Source organism: Streptomyces sp. NPDC002130 (assembly GCF_040296465.1).
GTDB lineage: Bacteria > Actinomycetota > Actinomycetes > Streptomycetales > Streptomycetaceae > Streptomyces.
In genome coordinates this window covers 1-17162 of the sequence record NZ_JBEOXI010000182.1, presented here as the reverse complement: position 1 = coordinate 17162, position 17162 = coordinate 1, and the positions used below count along the sequence as shown (strand labels likewise).

General features: G+C 67.1%; 12 protein-coding genes and 1 tRNA gene. 11 read left to right on the top strand and 2 right to left on the bottom strand.

The window, feature by feature from the left end; translation table 11 throughout:
• Positions 1-284 precede the first annotated feature (284 nt).
• On the bottom strand, positions 285-1316 hold the full coding sequence (locus ABT116_RS28880; RefSeq protein ID WP_351639847.1) for an adenosine deaminase: 1032 nt from the start codon (positions 1314-1316) through the stop codon (positions 285-287).
• Between the two features lie 143 nt (positions 1317-1459).
• Complete coding sequence (locus ABT116_RS28875) at positions 1460-2686, bottom strand: pyridoxal phosphate-dependent aminotransferase (protein ID WP_351639845.1); 1227 nt, start codon at positions 2684-2686, stop codon at positions 1460-1462.
• Positions 2687-2992: 306 nt separating this feature from the next.
• Here ABT116_RS28875 and ABT116_RS28870 point away from each other — a divergent pair.
• The 11 genes from ABT116_RS28870 (at position 2993) to ABT116_RS28820 (ending at position 17068) form a co-directional block, all read left to right on the top strand.
• Positions 2993-3065, top strand: a tRNA-Trp gene (locus ABT116_RS28870).
• A 108-nt stretch (positions 3066-3173) separates the two neighbouring features.
• On the top strand, positions 3174-3458 hold the full coding sequence (gene secE / locus ABT116_RS28865; protein WP_104785540.1) for a preprotein translocase subunit SecE: 285 nt from the start codon (positions 3174-3176) through the stop codon (positions 3456-3458).
• Positions 3459-3538: 80 nt separating this feature from the next.
• Positions 3539-4363, top strand: coding sequence for a transcription termination/antitermination protein NusG (gene nusG, locus ABT116_RS28860; RefSeq protein ID WP_351639842.1), 825 nt, complete (start codon positions 3539-3541; stop codon positions 4361-4363).
• 166 nt (positions 4364-4529) lie between these two features.
• Positions 4530-4964 (top strand): 50S ribosomal protein L11, encoded by a 435-nt coding sequence (gene rplK / locus ABT116_RS28855; RefSeq protein ID WP_003992325.1) that lies wholly within the window; start codon positions 4530-4532, stop codon positions 4962-4964.
• Between the two features lie 77 nt (positions 4965-5041).
• Positions 5042-5767, top strand: coding sequence for a 50S ribosomal protein L1 (rplA, locus tag ABT116_RS28850; protein ID WP_033308987.1), 726 nt, complete (start codon positions 5042-5044; stop codon positions 5765-5767).
• Positions 5768-5893: 126 nt separating this feature from the next.
• On the top strand, positions 5894-6751 hold the full coding sequence (locus tag ABT116_RS28845) for an SCO4651 family lipoprotein (RefSeq protein WP_351639838.1): 858 nt from the start codon (positions 5894-5896) through the stop codon (positions 6749-6751).
• Positions 6752-6844: 93 nt separating this feature from the next.
• Positions 6845-7672, top strand: coding sequence for an SCO4651 family lipoprotein (locus ABT116_RS28840; protein WP_351639836.1), 828 nt, complete (start codon positions 6845-6847; stop codon positions 7670-7672).
• 308 nt (positions 7673-7980) lie between these two features.
• Entirely contained in the window at positions 7981-8511 is a 531-nt protein-coding gene (gene rplJ / locus ABT116_RS28835; RefSeq protein ID WP_053674508.1) for a 50S ribosomal protein L10, read from the top strand.
• Between the two features lie 115 nt (positions 8512-8626).
• Complete coding sequence (gene rplL / locus ABT116_RS28830) at positions 8627-9016, top strand: 50S ribosomal protein L7/L12 (protein ID WP_351639833.1); 390 nt, start codon at positions 8627-8629, stop codon at positions 9014-9016.
• A gap of 572 nt (positions 9017-9588) precedes the next feature.
• Complete coding sequence (gene rpoB / locus ABT116_RS28825; protein WP_283973856.1) at positions 9589-13074, top strand: DNA-directed RNA polymerase subunit beta; 3486 nt, start codon at positions 9589-9591, stop codon at positions 13072-13074.
• Between the two features lie 94 nt (positions 13075-13168).
• Complete coding sequence (locus ABT116_RS28820; protein ID WP_351639829.1) at positions 13169-17068, top strand: DNA-directed RNA polymerase subunit beta'; 3900 nt, start codon at positions 13169-13171, stop codon at positions 17066-17068.
• Positions 17069-17162: the final 94 nt, after the last annotated feature.

The following is a 17162-nucleotide window of genomic DNA, read 5'->3' as shown; positions in this document are numbered from 1 at the left end:
GTGTCGGGGGGTGTCCGCCCGCAGCGGTTGGCGCGTCAACGGACAGTCAGTCGGCACGCAACCCCATCGCGCCGTTCCGAGGACGGACACCCCCCGGCGCGGCCCCGACCCCCACCCGGCGTCACGCGAAGACGCGCAACCCACCAAAGCAGCCACAGGCGAGACGGCCCCAACGCACCACCCGTCGGCAGGCCCAGTCACTCAGCCCCCACCGAAGCAGCCACAGGCGAAACGACCGGACTCACCACCCACCACCCGGCGTCAGGCGGAAGCCCGAGCCCGCGCTACGACGCCAGCCAGTCGTCCACCCCCGCCAGCAGCTTCGTCTTCACATCCTCCGGCGCCGCCGACCCCCGCACCGACTGCCGCGCCACCTCCGCCAGCTCCGCATCCGTGAACTCGTGATGCCGCCGCGCGATCTCGTACTGCGCTGCGAGACGCGACCCGAACAGCAACGGGTCGTCCGCGCCCAGCGCCAACGGCACGCCCGCCTCGAACAACGTCCGCAGCGGCACGTCCTCCGGCTTCTCGTACACCCCCAGCGCCACATTCGACGCCGGGCACACCTCGCACGTCACCTGCCGGTCCGCGAGCCGCTTCATCAGCCGCGGATCCTCCGCCGCCCGCACCCCGTGCCCCACCCGGTTCGCCCCCAGGTCGTCCAGACAGTCCCGCACCGACGACGGCCCTGCCAGCTCACCCCCGTGCGGCGCCGACAGCAACCCGGCCTCACGCGCGATCCCGAACGCCCGGTCGAAGTCCCGCGCCATCCCACGCCGCTCGTCGTTCGACAGCCCGAACCCGACGACTCCCCGGTCGGCGTACCGGGCCGCCAGCCGCGCCAGCGTCCGCGCGTCCAGCGGGTGCTTCATCCGGTTCGCCGCGACCAGGACCCGCATCCCGAGCCCGGTCTCCCGCGACGTCGTCTCCACCGCGTCCAGGATGATCTCCAGCGCCGGGATCAGCCCGCCCAGCCGGGGCGCGTACGACGTCGGGTCGACCTGGATCTCCAGCCACCCGGACCCGTCCCGAAGATCCTCCTCCGCGGCCTCCCGCACCAGCCGCTGGATGTCCTCCGGCTCCCGCAGACACGAGCGGGCCGCGTCGTACAGCCGCTGGAAGCGGAACCAGCCCCGTTCGTCCGTCGCCCGCAGACTCGGCGGTTCCCCGCTGGTCAGCGCCTCACTCAGCGCGTCAGGCAGCCGGACGCCGTACTTGTCGGCCAGTTCCAGCACGGTCGAGGGCCGCATCGACCCGGTGAAGTGCAGGTGCAGATGGGCTTTCGGCAGCTCAGAGACATCACGTACACGCTCCATCCAAAGATCCTGCCGTACGCCCCAGCCGTCCCGGTAGCCGTTTCCCCTTTCGTGGTCTTGCTCGCACAAACAAATGGGGCACATACCGGACCCGGTATGTGCCCCATGTTCTGCCCCATCTCACAGGAGCGGCGAAGCGGACGTCAGTCCCGAGCCTCCGCCAGCAGCTTCTGGATCCGGCTCACGCCCTCGACCAGATCCTCGTCGCCCAGCGCGTAGGACAGCCGCAGGTACCCGGGCGTGCCGAACGCCTCACCCGGCACCACCGCGACCTCGGCCTCCTCCAGGATCAGCGCGGCCAGCTCGACCGTGTTCTCGGGCCGCTTGCCCCGGATCTCCTTGCCGACCAGCGCCTTCACCGACGGGTACGCGTAGAACGCCCCCTCCGGCTCCGGGCACACCACGCCGTCGATCTCGTTCAGCATCCGCACGATGGTCTTGCGGCGCCGGTCGAAGGCCTCACGCATCGTCGCCACGGCGTCCAGGTCACCGGAGACGGCGGCCAGCGCGGCCGCCTGGGCGACGTTGGACACGTTGGACGTGGCGTGCGACTGCAGGTTCGTCGCGGCCTTGACGACGTCCTTCGGACCGATGATCCACCCGACGCGCCAGCCGGTCATCGCGTACGTCTTCGCGACGCCGTTGACCACGACGCACTTGTCGCGCAGCTCGGGCAGCACCGCCGGCAGCGACACGGCGGAGGCGTCGCCGTAGACGAGGTGCTCGTAGATCTCGTCGGTCATCACCCACAGGCCGTGCTCGACGGCCCAGCGGCCGATGGCCTCGGTCTCGTGCTCGCTGTAGACCGCGCCGGTCGGGTTCGACGGCGAGACGAAGAGGACGACCTTCGTCTTCTCCGTACGGGCCGCCTCCAGCTGCTCGACGGTCACCCGGTAGCCGGTCGTCTCGTCGGCGACGACCTCCACCGGGACACCCCCGGCCAGCCGGATCGACTCCGGGTAGGTCGTCCAGTACGGCGCGGGCACGATGACCTCGTCGCCGGGGTCGAGGATCGCGGCGAAGGCCTCGTAGATGGCCTGCTTGCCACCGTTGGTGACGAGGATCTGCGAGACGTCGGGCTCGTAGCCGGAGTCGCGCAGGGTCTTCGCGGCGATGGCGGCCTTCAGCTCGGGCAGACCACCGGCCGGCGTGTAGCGGTGGTACTTCGGGTTCGAGCAGGCCTCGACGGCCGCCTGGACGATGTAGTCCGGAGTCGGGAAGTCCGGCTCACCGGCGCCGAAGCCGATCACCGGACGCCCGGCGGCCTTGAGGGCCTTGGCCTTGGCGTCCACGGCGAGGGTGGCGGACTCGGAGATCGCGCCGACTCGGGCGGAGACCCGGCGCTCGGTGGGAGGGGTTGCAGCGCTCATGGGCCCCATCGTTTCAGACCGGAAACGCGCGCGGCACGGGGGTTTCACAGACTGAACAACGTCGGGCAAACCCTTGAACAACAGTGCGGATCGCCCGCTCGGCCTGGGCGATCTTCAGCGGATTCACGTCAGTCCGGACCCCGTTCCGCAGGCGATCTTCCGTCAACGAGCCCTGCCGCGGGCCCTTTCTGTTCGACGACCGGCCGCGGAGCACGTACACTCTCACCTCGTTGGCCTCTCGCAGGCCGCGCCCGTTCGGTGCACACCAAGCATTCGGATGGATGCGGTACGTTGGGGGACACACAAAGGGTCGTAGCTCAATTGGTAGAGCACTGGTCTCCAAAACCAGCGGTTGGGGGTTCAAGTCCCTCCGGCCCTGCTACACACTCCATCGCCAGGATGTGTGCGCATGTACGTACAGCAATGCACCGCCGTGCGGCTCAGACCGGGCGCGGCACGGCCACGACCCGGAATCAGGTGAGGACGAGTGACGGACGCCGTGGGCTCCATCGACATGCCTGATGCCCAGGACGAGGCGCCGGAGTCCAAGAAGGCCCGCAAGGGCGGCAAGCGCGGAAAGAAGGGCCCGCTGAAGCGGCTCGCCCTCTTCTACCGCCAGATCGTCGCGGAGCTGCGCAAGGTCGTCTGGCCGACCCGCAACCAGCTGACGACCTACACGACCGTGGTGATCATCTTCGTCGTCATCATGATCGGCCTGGTCACCGTGATTGACTATGGGCTCAGCAACGCCGCGAAGTACGTGTTCGGCTGAGCAGTCCGCGAAGAGCGCCGAGGTACCCGGCGCTCCTTTCGCATGTTCCACCCCTATGTATCCAGGAAGAAGCAGCCACCGTGTCTGACCCGAACGTGAACGACGCCATCGAGCCGGTCGAGTCCGTCGAGGACGAGCTCGACATCGTCGAGGGCGCGGACAACGAGGACACCGAGGCCTCCGCCGAGGTCGAGGCTGCCGACGCCGTCGCGGACGACGCCGCCGAGGCGGAGACCGAGGACGGCGAAGAGGCCGCGGACGAACTCGAGGAAGAGCCCGAGGACGACCGCGACCCGATCGAGAAGCTCCGCGAGGAACTGCGGGTCCTGCCCGGCGAGTGGTACGTCATCCACACCTACGCCGGCTACGAGAACCGCGTGAAGACCAACCTCGAGCAGCGTGCCGTCTCGCTGAACGTCGAGGACTACATCTTCCAGGCCGAGGTGCCGCAGGAAGAGGTCGTCCAGATCAAGAACGGCGACCGCAAGACGATCAAGCAGAACAAGCTTCCGGGCTATGTCCTGGTCCGCATGGACCTGACGAACGAGTCCTGGGGCGTCGTCCGCAACACTCCCGGCGTCACCGGCTTCGTGGGCAACGCCTACGACCCGTATCCGCTGACCCTGGACGAGATCGTCAAGATGCTCGCCCCCGAGGCCGAGGAGAAGGCCGCTCGCGAGGCCGCCGAGGCCGAGGGCAAGCCTGCTCCGCAGCGCAAGGTCGAGGTCCAGGTGCTGGACTTCGAGGTCGGCGACTCGGTCACCGTCACCGACGGCCCGTTCGCCACGCTGCAGGCGACCATCAACGAGATCAACCCCGACTCGAAGAAGGTCAAGGGTCTCGTCGAGATCTTCGGCCGCGAGACGCCGGTCGAGCTCTCCTTCGACCAGATCCAGAAGAACTAACTTCCGGACTCACCGCTTCCGCGCAGGTCAGGCGATCGCTCCGGCGCTTGCCTGACCTGCTCGGTTTTCAGCCGCGCATCCATACCCGTTATCGTTGTGCGGTATGCCTGCATCCGGGTGGTCCCCGGGCGCGGGCAGGACCCGAATCGAAAGGACCCGGAGAGCTATGCCTCCCAAGAAGAAGAAGGTCACGGGGCTCATCAAGCTCCAGATCCAGGCCGGTGCCGCCAACCCGGCCCCGCCGGTCGGCCCCGCGCTGGGTCAGCACGGCGTGAACATCATGGAGTTCTGCAAGGCCTACAACGCCGCGACCGAGTCGCAGCGTGGCTGGGTGATCCCGGTGGAGATCACGGTCTACGAGGACCGTTCCTTCACCTTCATCACCAAGACGCCGCCGGCCGCGAAGATGATCCTGAAGGCCGCGGGCATCGAGAAGGGCTCCGGCGAGCCGCACAAGACCAAGGTCGCGAAGATCACGCGTGACCAGGTCCGTGAGATCGCCACGACCAAGATGCCCGACCTCAACGCCAACGACCTGGACGCCGCCGAGAAGATCATCGCCGGCACCGCCCGTTCCATGGGCGTCACGGTCGAGGGCTGAGCCCCAACCTCCATCAGCAGAAGTGGCAGGGCCTGCTCGGCCCGGACCACGACTCCTAAGAATCCACAGGAGCAGTAGTGAGCAAGCGCAGCAAGTCCCTTCGCGCTGCGGACGCCAAGGTCGACCGGGAGAAGCTCTACGCCCCGCTCGAGGCCGTCCGTCTGGCCAAGGACACCTCCACGACCAAGTTCGACGGCACCGTCGAGGTCGCCTTCCGCCTGGGTGTCGACCCGCGCAAGGCCGACCAGATGGTCCGTGGCACCGTGAACCTTCCGCACGGCACCGGCAAGACCGCCCGGGTCCTGGTCTTCGCGACCGGTGACCGTGCTGCGGCCGCGGAGGCCGCGGGCGCCGACATCGTCGGCTCCGACGAACTGATCGACGAGGTGTCGAAGGGCCGTCTGGACTTCGACGCCGTCGTCGCCACCCCGGACCTCATGGGCAAGGTCGGCCGCCTCGGCCGCGTGCTCGGTCCGCGTGGTCTGATGCCGAACCCGAAGACCGGCACCGTCACCCCCGACGTGGCCAAGGCCGTCACCGAGATCAAGGGCGGCAAGATCGAGTTCCGCGTCGACAAGCACTCGAACCTGCACTTCATCATCGGCAAGTCGTCCTTCGACGACACCAAGCTGGTGGAGAACTACGGCGCCGCGCTGGAGGAGATCCTCCGTCTGAAGCCGTCGGCCGCCAAGGGTCGCTACATCAAGAAGGCCGCCATCAGCACCACGATGGGCCCCGGCATTCCGGTCGACCCGAACCGCACCCGCAACCTCCTCGTCGAGGAGGACCCGGCGGCGGTCTGAGCCTGAGGCTCACCCAACCGGTCACGGGCCCCGCACCTCTTACAGGTGCGGGGCCCGTTCCCTTTTCCGGTACGTACGCCGGTGGCCTGGGTTAACGTGCGGGAACCGGATGCGAACGGGGGACGTATGCAGGGCACGACCGTGCGCCGCGTGGGCCTGGGGCTCGCGGTGGCGACCGCGCTGACGGGGGTGGCGGCCTGCACGTCCCAGGGGTCCTCCGACACCCCCGGCCGGGACGACCGCGCCGTACGCGGCCGGTCCCTGGCTGCCCTGCGCTCCGCCGAGCGCGTCACCGAGCACGCCGGGTCCGCCCGGGTCGAGTCCACGACCACCATGGGCTCGCTGATGTCCATGACCGCCGACGGCACCCTCGGCTGGAGCGACGGCATCACCGGCACCCTCACCATCAGGTACACCGGTGGCACCATGGCCGACACCATGCGGCGGCTCGGCACCACCTCGATGGAGGCCCGCTACCTGCCCGAGGCGTACTACGCGCGCATGGGCGAGAAGTTCGCCGAGCAGACCGGCGGCAGGCGCTGGATCCGGTACGCGTACAAGGACCTCGGAGCCCTCAGCGGAGGTTCCGGTTCCCATCTCGGCGACCAGATGCGCAGCACCACCCCCAACCAGTCGGTGAAGCTCCTGCTGTCCTCAGGCGACGTCAGGAGGGTCGGCGAGGAGACCGTTCGCGGCAAGAGCGCCACGCACTGGTCCGGCACCGTGACAGCGGCCGATGTCGCCGATGCCGCACTGCGGAAGCAGCTCACCGAGGCCGGTGTCACCACCGAGACCGTCGACATCTGGATCGACAAGCGGAATCTGCTGGTCAAGAAGGTCGAGAAGGCACGGATGAGCACGGGCCTGATGACCCAGACCGCGCACTACGCCGACTACGGCGTCGCGGTCCGGGCCGAGCGGCCACCGGAGTCCGACACCGGCGACTTCGCGGACCTGATGGGCAAGCGGACCGGTACGCCCTGAGGCCTCCGTCAATTCGGATAGATCACTTGTGCCCCTCTGGGATAGGCTCACCGCCTTGCTGTGGAGCAAGCATGTATTCCTTGGGGGGAATCGATGAGGACATCCATACCTGCCGCCGGGGCGTGTGCCCTGCTTCTCGCCGCCGGCGCCGTCGGCTGCGGATCCGAGCAGTCGCCGGAGATGACGCCCGCCGCGGCCGTCGCCAAGGCGGCGAAGAACACGGAGGACATCACGTCTCTCCAGTACCGCATGAAGGGCACGGTCCCGGAGTCGGGCCGCGTCGAGGGTGAGGCTTCCATGCGCCTGAAGCCCACGATCGCCATGAGCATGAAGATGCAGGCGCCCGATCAGGCCGCCGGTGAATCCGTGGAGATCCGCCTCGTCGACAAGGCCATGTACCTCGGTGGGGGAGCCGAGATGGCCAAGCAGATGGACGGCAAGCGCTGGCTGAAGTTCGATCTCTCCGGCTCCGAGGCGGCCAAGGACCTGGACAAGATGGGGTCCACGAGCCAGGCCGAGCAGAACCCGGCGGCGCAGTCCACCTTCCTCACGGGCGCCAAGGACGTGAAGAAGGTCGGCAGCGAGAAGGTCGACGGCGTCGAGACCACCCACTACACGGGCACGGCCACCCTCGCCGACCTGCGTGCTTCGCTCAAGGACAGCAAGGGCGAGACCCGCGAGCAGCGCGAGAAGAGCCTCAAGCAGTTCGAGAAGCTCGGCGTCGACAAGCTCACGATGGACATGTGGGTCGACGGCGACGAGCACACCAAGCAGTTCCGCATGAAGGGCCAGGCCGACAAGGGCCCGATGGACATGACCATCACCTTCCTCGACTACAACAAGCCGGTCACCGTCAAGGCCCCGCCGGCCAACGAGGTCGCGGACCTGGGTGAGATGTTCAAGGAGCTGGACCAGGGCTGAACCGCCCCGCGCTGATCAGCCGTACGGGCGGATTTGCTTGACGGCGATCCGTTCCCGTACTCTCCTACAGAAGCCAAAGACCGCTGGTCGTTACCGCGCGCTCATCAGAGGGCGCGGTGGCCGAAGGATCCGCTGAACGGCGGACGACCCGCGCAGGTGACACTGGAGAAGCTCCCGGAGCCCGCCGCCTCGTGCGTGTGTGAAACCGGTTGAGCTACGCCCCGTGCGCTTGCGCCGGGGCGTTTCGTTTTCCCCAGTCCTCCTTCGGGTCCGCGCGGTCCGAATCACCCGGAAGGAGGCCGAGGCTCATGGCGAGGCCTGACAAGGTCGATGCCGTCGAGGAGATGCGGGACAAGTTCCGCAACTCCAACGCTGCTGTCGTTACCGCGTACACCGGTCTCACCGTCGCGCAGCTCCAGAAGCTGCGTCGTTCACTCGGTGAGAACGCTCAGTACCGTGTGGCGAAGAACACGCTGACCAAGATTGCGGCCAACGAGGCCGGGATCACGACGCTGGACGACCTCTTTGCGGGTTCGTCGGCCGTCGCCTTCGTGACCGGTGACCCGGTCGAGGCGGCGAAGGGTCTCCGTGACTTCGCCAAGGACAACCCCAACCTCGTCATCAAGGGCGGCGTCCTTGACGGCAAGGCGTTGTCCGCCGATGAGATCAAGAAGCTTGCGGACCTCGAGTCCCGCGAGGTTCTGCTCTCCAAGCTGGCCGGTGCCATGAAGGGCAAGCAGTCCCAGGCTGCCTCTGTCTTCCAGGCGCTGCCGTCGAAGCTCGTCCGCACCGTGGACGCGCTCCGTGCCAAGCAGGACGAGCAGGGCGGTGCCGAGTAACTCGGCTCGCATCCCGGCCGCCGCTGCCTGAACGCGGCGACCGTCGCGGGCCAGTAGTACGCCCGCCTCACATGTACATCCGGCACCTGCCGAATTAGTGGAAGGACCGCCAATCATGGCGAAGCTCAGCCAGGAAGACCTGCTCGCGCAGTTCGAGGAGATGACCCTCATCGAGCTCTCCGAGTTCGTGAAGGCGTTCGAGGACAAGTTCGACGTCACCGCCGCCGCTGCCGCGCCGGTCGTCGTCGCCGGTGGTGCCGCTGGTGGCGCCGCTGCCGAGGCCGCTGAGGAGCAGGACGAGTTCGACGTCATCCTCACCGGTGCCGGCGACAAGAAGATCCAGGTCATCAAGGTCGTGCGTGAGCTGACCTCCCTGGGTCTGAAGGAGGCCAAGGACCTCGTGGACGGCGCCCCGAAGCCCGTTCTCGAGAAGGTCGCCAAGGACGCCGCCGCGAAGGCGAAGGAGTCCCTCGAGGGCGCCGGCGCCTCCGTCGAGGTCAAGTAAGACCTTCCGGATCCGCCAGGATCCACGACACGTCCCACTGGACGTGTAACGCGTAAGCGCGGAAGAGCGATCATCCATCCGGGTGGTCGCTCTTCGGCGTTCTCGGGGGCGGGCCACGGTTGCCTTGAACCCCCGGTGACGGGGGGTATGGTGATCTTCGTCGTGTCACCGGGCGGCCCCGGATCGGGCAGGGGGGCCTTGACGAACCGCACGCAGCGCGCAATTCTCAGGACGCGTCGCCACAGGATCCGAATCCGAGGCATGGATCGGCGACGAAGAGGGCAGTATCAACGTGCGTTGAGGGCAGCGCCTTGTCGCAGGAGTGGAACAACGAGGGTGAACACGGGTTCCAGAACCCGCACTGGACATCAGTGTGCCAAGTGGCTACACTGACCCTTTGCGCTGCCTGTTAGCTGTCCCCTGCCCGTCACCAGGGGTCTGCCCTCGCCCGAGCATCGACGACAAGACCTGTCCGACCTGGCCTCATCGCCGGACTGACACGGCTTGTCTCTGTGTACGGGAGAGGGGCCGGTACGCGCGTAGTGAGTCCGAGCCCTCGGAAGGACCCCCTCTTGGCCGCCTCGCGCAACGCCTCGACCGCGAATACGAACAACGCCGCCAGCACTGCCCCGCTGCGCATCTCTTTTGCAAAGATCAAGGAGCCTCTTGAGGTTCCGAACCTGCTCGCGCTGCAGACCGAGAGCTTCGACTGGCTCCTCGGCAACACCGCTTGGCAGAGTCGGGTCGAGGAGGCTCTCGAGAACGGTCAGGACGTCCCCACCAAGTCCGGGCTCGAGGAGATCTTCGAGGAGATCTCCCCGATCGAGGACTTCAGCGGGTCGATGTCGCTGACCTTCCGCGACCACCGCTTCGAGCCGCCGAAGAACTCCATCGACGAGTGCAAGGACCGCGACTTCACGTACGCGGCCCCGCTCTTCGTCACCGCTGAGTTCACCAACAACGAGACCGGCGAGATCAAGTCCCAGACGGTCTTCATGGGCGACTTCCCGCTCATGACGAACAAGGGCACCTTCGTCATCAACGGCACCGAGCGTGTCGTGGTGTCGCAGCTCGTCCGTTCGCCCGGTGTCTACTTCGACTCCTCCATCGACAAGACGTCCGACAAGGACATCTTCTCGGCCAAGATCATCCCCTCCCGGGGTGCCTGGCTGGAGATGGAGATCGACAAGCGCGACATGGTCGGTGTCCGCATCGACCGCAAGCGCAAGCAGTCCGTCACCGTCCTGCTCAAGGCGCTCGGCTGGACCACCGAGCAGATCCTCGAGGAGTTCGGCGAGTACGAGTCCATGCGCGCCACTCTGGAGAAGGACCACACCCAGGGCCAGGACGACGCGCTGCTCGACATTTACCGCAAGCTGCGTCCGGGCGAGCCCCCCACGCGTGAGGCCGCGCAGACGCTGCTCGAGAACCTCTACTTCAACCCCAAGCGCTACGACCTGGCCAAGGTCGGCCGCTACAAGGTCAACAAGAAGCTGGGTGCGGACGCTCCGCTGGACGCGGGCATCCTGACCGTCGAGGACATCATCTCGACGATCAAGTACCTGGTGAAGCTGCACGCGGGCGAGACCGAGACGGTCGGCGACAGTGGCACGAACATCGTCGTCGAGACCGACGACATCGACCACTTCGGCAACCGCCGCCTGCGCAGCGTCGGCGAGCTCATCCAGAACCAGGTCCGTACGGGTCTGGCGCGTATGGAGCGTGTTGTCCGCGAGCGGATGACGACCCAGGACGTCGAGGCGATCACGCCGCAGACCCTGATCAACATCCGGCCGGTCGTCGCCTCCATCAAGGAGTTCTTCGGCACCAGCCAGCTGTCGCAGTTCATGGACCAGAACAACCCGCTGTCGGGTCTCACCCACAAGCGCCGTCTGTCGGCTCTCGGCCCGGGTGGTCTCTCCCGTGAGCGGGCCGGCTTCGAGGTCCGTGACGTGCACCCCTCGCACTACGGCCGCATGTGCCCGATCGAGACGCCCGAAGGCCCGAACATCGGTCTGATCGGCTCGCTCGCCTCCTACGGCCGGGTCAACGCGTTCGGTTTCGTGGAGACCCCGTACCGCAAGGTGTTCGAGGGCCAGGTCACCGACGAGGTCGACTACCTGACCGCCGACGAGGAGGACCGCTTCGTCATCGCGCAGGCCAACGCGCAGCTGACGGACGACCTCCGCTTCGCCGAGGCCCGGGTGCTGGTCCGCCGTAAGGGCGGCGAGGTCGACTACGTCACTGGCGAGGACGTGGACTACATGGACGTCTCGCCGCGCCAGATGGTGTCGGTCGCGACCGCCATGATCCCCTTCCTCGAGCACGACGACGCCAACCGTGCCCTCATGGGCGCGAACATGATGCGTCAGGCCGTGCCGCTGATTAAGTCCGAGGCTCCGCTCGTCGGCACCGGCATGGAGTACCGCTCCGCTGTCGACGCCGGCGACGTGGTCAAGGCCGAGAAGCCCGGTGTGGTCCAGGAAGTCTCCGCGGACTACATCACCACCGCCAACGACGACGGCACGTACATCACGTACCGCCTGGCCAAGTTCGCCCGCTCCAACCAGGGCACCTCGGTCAACCAGAAGGTCATCGTCAACGAAGGCGACCGGATCATCGAGGGCCAGGTCCTCGCCGACGGTCCGGCCACCCAGAACGGCGAGATGGCGCTGGGCAAGAACCTGCTCGTGGCGTTCATGCCGTGGGAGGGTCACAACTACGAGGACGCGATCATCCTGTCGCAGCGCCTCGTGCAGGACGACGTCCTCTCCTCGATCCACATCGAGGAGCACGAGGTCGACGCCCGTGACACCAAGCTCGGCCCCGAGGAGATCACCCGGGACATCCCGAACGTCTCCGAGGAGGTCCTCGCCGACCTCGACGAGCGCGGCATCATCCGCATCGGTGCCGAGGTCGTCGCCGGTGACATCCTCGTCGGCAAGGTCACGCCCAAGGGTGAGACCGAGCTGACGCCCGAGGAGCGCCTGCTGCGTGCCATCTTCGGCGAGAAGGCCCGTGAGGTCCGTGACACCTCGCTGAAGGTGCCGCACGGCGAGATCGGCAAGGTCATCGGCGTCCGCGTCTTCGACCGCGAGGAGGGCGACGAGCTTCCCCCCGGTGTGAACCAGCTGGTGCGCGTCTACGTCGCGCAGAAGCGCAAGATCACCGACGGTGACAAGCTCGCCGGCCGCCACGGCAACAAGGGCGTCATCTCGAAGATCCTGCCGATCGAGGACATGCCGTTCCTGGAGGACGGCACCCCGGTCGACATCATCCTCAACCCGCTCGGTGTGCCGTCCCGAATGAACCCGGGTCAGGTCCTGGAGATCCACCTCGGCTGGCTCGCCAGCCGCGGCTGGGACGTCTCCGGCCTCGCGGACGACTGGGCGCAGCGCCTGCAGGCCATCGAGGCCGACCAGGTCGCCCCCGGCACCAACGTCGCCACCCCCGTCTTCGACGGTGCGCGTGAGGACGAGCTGGCCGGTCTGCTGAACCACACCATCCCGAACCGGGACGGCGAGCGCATGGTGCTCCCGACCGGTAAGGCGCCGCTGTTCGACGGCCGCTCCGGCGAGCCGTTCCCGGAGCCGATCTCGGTCGGCTACATGTACATCCTCAAGCTGCACCACCTGGTCGACGACAAGCTGCACGCCCGGTCGACCGGTCCGTACTCGATGATCACCCAGCAGCCGCTGGGTGGTAAGGCCCAGTTCGGTGGCCAGCGCTTCGGTGAGATGGAGGTGTGGGCGCTGGAGGCTTACGGCGCCGCGTACGCCCTCCAGGAGCTGCTGACCATCAAGTCCGACGACGTGACCGGCCGCGTGAAGGTCTACGAGGCCATCGTCAAGGGCGAGAACATCCCCGAGCCCGGCATCCCCGAGTCCTTCAAGGTGCTCATCAAGGAGATGCAGTCCCTGTGCCTCAACGTGGAGGTGCTGTCCTCGGACGGCATGTCCATCGAGATGCGCGACACCGACGAGGACGTCTTCCGCGCTGCGGAGGAGCTTGGCATCGACCTGTCCCGGCGTGAGCCGAGCAGCGTCGAAGAGGTCTGACGGGAGTTCGGCGGCCTTCGTCATGAAGGCCGCCGGCCCCAGGACCCCCGTATCAGACCCCATGACTTACAACCCTGAGAGGGATTGACGCATAGTGCTCGACGTCAACTTCTTCGACGAGCTCCGGATCGGTCTGGCCACCGCTGACGACATCCGTCAGTGGAGCCACGGCGAGGTCAAGAAGCCCGAGACGATCAACTACCGCACGCTCAAGCCCGAAAAGGACGGACTCTTCTGCGAGAAGATCTTCGGTCCGACCCGGGACTGGGAGTGCTACTGCGGCAAGTACAAGCGTGTCCGCTTCAAGGGCATCATCTGTGAGCGGTGTGGCGTCGAGGTCACCCGCGCCAAGGTGCGCCGTGAGCGGATGGGCCACATCGAGCTGGCCGCTCCGGTCACGCACATCTGGTACTTCAAGGGTGTTCCGTCGCGCCTGGGCTACCTGCTCGACCTGGCGCCGAAGGACCTCGAGAAGGTCATCTACTTCGCGGCGTACATGATCACGTACGTCGACGAGGAGCGCCGTACGCGCGACCTGCCCTCGCTGGAGGCCCACGTCTCCGTCGAGCGCCAGCAGATCGAGCAGCGCCGCGACGCCGACCTGGAGGCCCGCGCCAAGAAGCTCGAGACCGACCTGGCCGAGCTGGAGGCCGAGGGCGCCAAGGCGGACGTGCGCCGCAAGGTGCGCGAGGGTGCCGAGCGTGAGATGAAGCAGCTGCGCGACCGCGCGCAGCGCGAGATCGACCGCCTCGACGAGGTGTGGAACCGCTTCAAGAACCTCAAGGTCCAGGACCTGGAGGGCGACGAGCTGCTCTACCGCGAGCTGCGTGACCGCTTCGGCACGTACTTCGACGGCTCGATGGGTGCCGCGGCGCTGCAGAAGCGCCTGGAGTCCTTCGACCTCGACGAGGAGGCCGAGCGCCTCCGCGAGATCATCCGTACCGGCAAGGGCCAGAAGAAGACCCGTGCGCTCAAGCGCCTGAAGGTCGTCTCCGCGTTCCTGCAGACCAGCAACAGCCCCAAGGGCATGGTGCTCGACTGCGTGCCGGTCATCCCGCCGGACCTGCGTCCGATGGTGCAGCTGGACGGTGGCCGCTTCGCGACCTCCGACCTGAACGACCTGTACCGCCGTGTGATCAACCGGAACAACCGCCTGAAGCGGCTTCTCGACCTCGGTGCGCCCGAGATCATCGTGAACAACGAGAAGCGCATGCTCCAGGAGGCCGTCGACGCGCTGTTCGACAACGGTCGTCGTGGCCGTCCGGTCACCGGTCCCGGTAACCGCCCGCTGAAGTCCCTCAGCGACATGCTGAAGGGCAAGCAGGGCCGCTTCCGTCAGAACCTGCTCGGTAAGCGTGTGGACTACTCCGCGCGTTCCGTGATCGTCGTCGGTCCGCAGCTGAAGCTGCACCAGTGCGGTCTGCCGAAGGCGATGGCGCTGGAGCTCTTCAAGCCGTTCGTGATGAAGCGCCTGGTCGACCTGAACCACGCGCAGAACATCAAGTCGGCGAAGCGCATGGTCGAGCGCGGCCGCACGGTCGTGTACGACGTGCTGGAAGAGGTCATCGCGGAGCACCCGGTTCTGCTGAACCGTGCGCCCACGCTGCACCGCCTCGGCATCCAGGCCTTCGAGCCGCAGCTGGTCGAGGGCAAGGCCATCCAGATCCACCCGCTCGTCTGCACCGCGTTCAACGCGGACTTCGACGGTGACCAGATGGCCGTGCACCTGCCGCTGTCCGCGGAGGCGCAGGCCGAGGCCCGCATCCTGATGCTGTCCTCGAACAACATCCTCAAGCCGGCCGACGGCCGCCCGGTGACGATGCCGACCCAGGACATGGTCCTCGGTCTGTTCTTCCTCACCACCGACGGCGAGATGCGCGACCTCAAGGGCGAGGGCCGTTCCTTCGCCTCGGTCGCCGAGGCGATCATGGCCTTCGACGCGGGCGAGCTGTCGCTCCAGTCGAAGATCGACGTCCGCTTCCCGGTCGGCACCATCCCGCCGCGTGGCTGGACCCCGCCGGCGCGCGAGGAGGGCGAGCCCGAGTGGCAGCAGGGTGACAGCTTCCGGCTGAACACCACCCTGGGCCGTGCGCTCTTCAACGAGCTGCTGCCCGAGGACTACCCGTTCGTCGACTACGAGGTCGGCAAGAAGCAGCTCTCCGAGATCGTCAACGACCTCGCCGAGCGCTACCCGAAGGTCATCGTGGCGGCGACGCTCGACAACCTGAAGGCGTCCGGCTTCTACTGGGCGACCCGTTCCGGCGTCACCGTGGCCATCTCCGACGTCGTCGTTCCCGAGGCGAAGAAGGAGATCGTCAAGGGCTACGAGGCGCAGGACGAGAAGGTCCAGAAGCAGTACGAGCGCGGTCTGATCACCAAGGACGAGCGCACGCAGGAGCTCATCGCGATCTGGACCAAGGCGACCAACGAGGTCGCCGAGGCGATGAACGACAACTTCCCGAAGACCAACCCGATCTTCATGATGGTGAACTCGGGTGCACGAGGCAACATGATGCAGATGCGTCAGATCGCCGGTATGCGTGGTCTGGTGTCGAACGCGAAGAACGAGACGATCCCGCGTCCGATCAAGGCGTCGTTCCGTGAGGGTCTGTCCGTGCTGGAGTACTTCATCTCCACGCACGGTGCCCGTAAGGGTCTGGCGGACACCGCTCTGCGTACCGCCGACTCGGGTTACCTCACCCGTCGTCTGGTCGACGTCTCCCAGGACGTCATCATCCGCGAGGAGGACTGCGGCACCGAGCGCGGTCTGCGTCTGAAGATCGCCGACCGGAACGCCGAGGGCACGCTGGTCAAGACGGAGGACGTCGAGACCTCCGTGTACGCGCGCTGCCTCGCCGAGGACATCGTGGTCGACGGGCAGGTGCTGGCCCCGGCCGGTACCGACCTCGGCGACGTCCTCATCGAGGAGCTCGTGCAGCGCGGCGTCGAGGAGGTCAAGACCCGCTCGGTCCTGACCTGCGAGTCCGCCGTCGGCACCTGCGCGATGTGCTACGGCCGTTCGCTGGCCACCGGCAAGCTGGTCGACATCGGTGAGGCGGTCGGCATCATCGCCGCCCAGTCCATCGGTGAGCCCGGTACCCAGCTGACGATGCGTACCTTCCACACCGGTGGTGTGGCCGGTGACGACATCACCCAGGGTCTGCCGCGTGTCGTCGAGCTCTTCGAGGCCCGTACCCCGAAGGGTGTCGCCCCGATCTCCGAGGCCCAGGGCCGCGTGCGGATCGAGGAGACCGAGAAGACCAAGAAGATCGTCGTCACCCCGGACGACGGCAGCGACGAGACGGCGTTCCCGATCTCCAAGCGTGCCCGTCTCCTGGTCAGCGAGGGCGAGCACGTCGAGGTGGGCCAGAAGCTCACCGTGGGTGCCACCAACCCGCACGACGTGCTGCGCATTCTGGGCCAGCGTGCCGTCCAGGTCCACCTGGTCGGCGAGGTCCAGAAGGTCTACAACTCGCAGGGTGTGTCGATCCACGACAAGCACATCGAGATCATCATCCGGCAGATGCTCCGCCGCGTGACGATCATCGAGTCCGGCGACGCCGAGCTGCTGCCCGGCGAGCTGGTCGAGCGCTCGAAGTTCGAGCACGAGAACCGTCGTGTGGTCCAGGAGGGTGGTCACCCGGCTTCGGGTCGTCCGCAGCTCATGGGTATCACCAAGGCCTCGCTGGCGACGGAATCCTGGCTGTCGGCCGCCTCCTTCCAGGAGACGACCCGAGTCCTGACGGACGCGGCGATCAACGCCAAGTCCGACAGCCTCATCGGCCTCAAGGAGAACGTCATCATCGGTAAGCTCATCCCGGCCGGTACGGGCCTGTCCCGCTACCGCAACATCCGGGTCGAGCCGACCGAGGAGGCCAAGGCCGCGATGTACTCGGCCGTCGGCTACGACGACATCGACTACTCGCCGTTCGGCACGGGCTCCGGCCAGGCCGTTCCGCTGGAGGACTACGACTACGGTCCGTACAACCAGTAAGCGAGTCGCTTGAGTCGAAGGGCGGCCACCCTGCGGGGTTGGCCCTGACGGCGGTGGCGTACGCCGGGGCGGCGATCGCCACCGGCTGACGCAC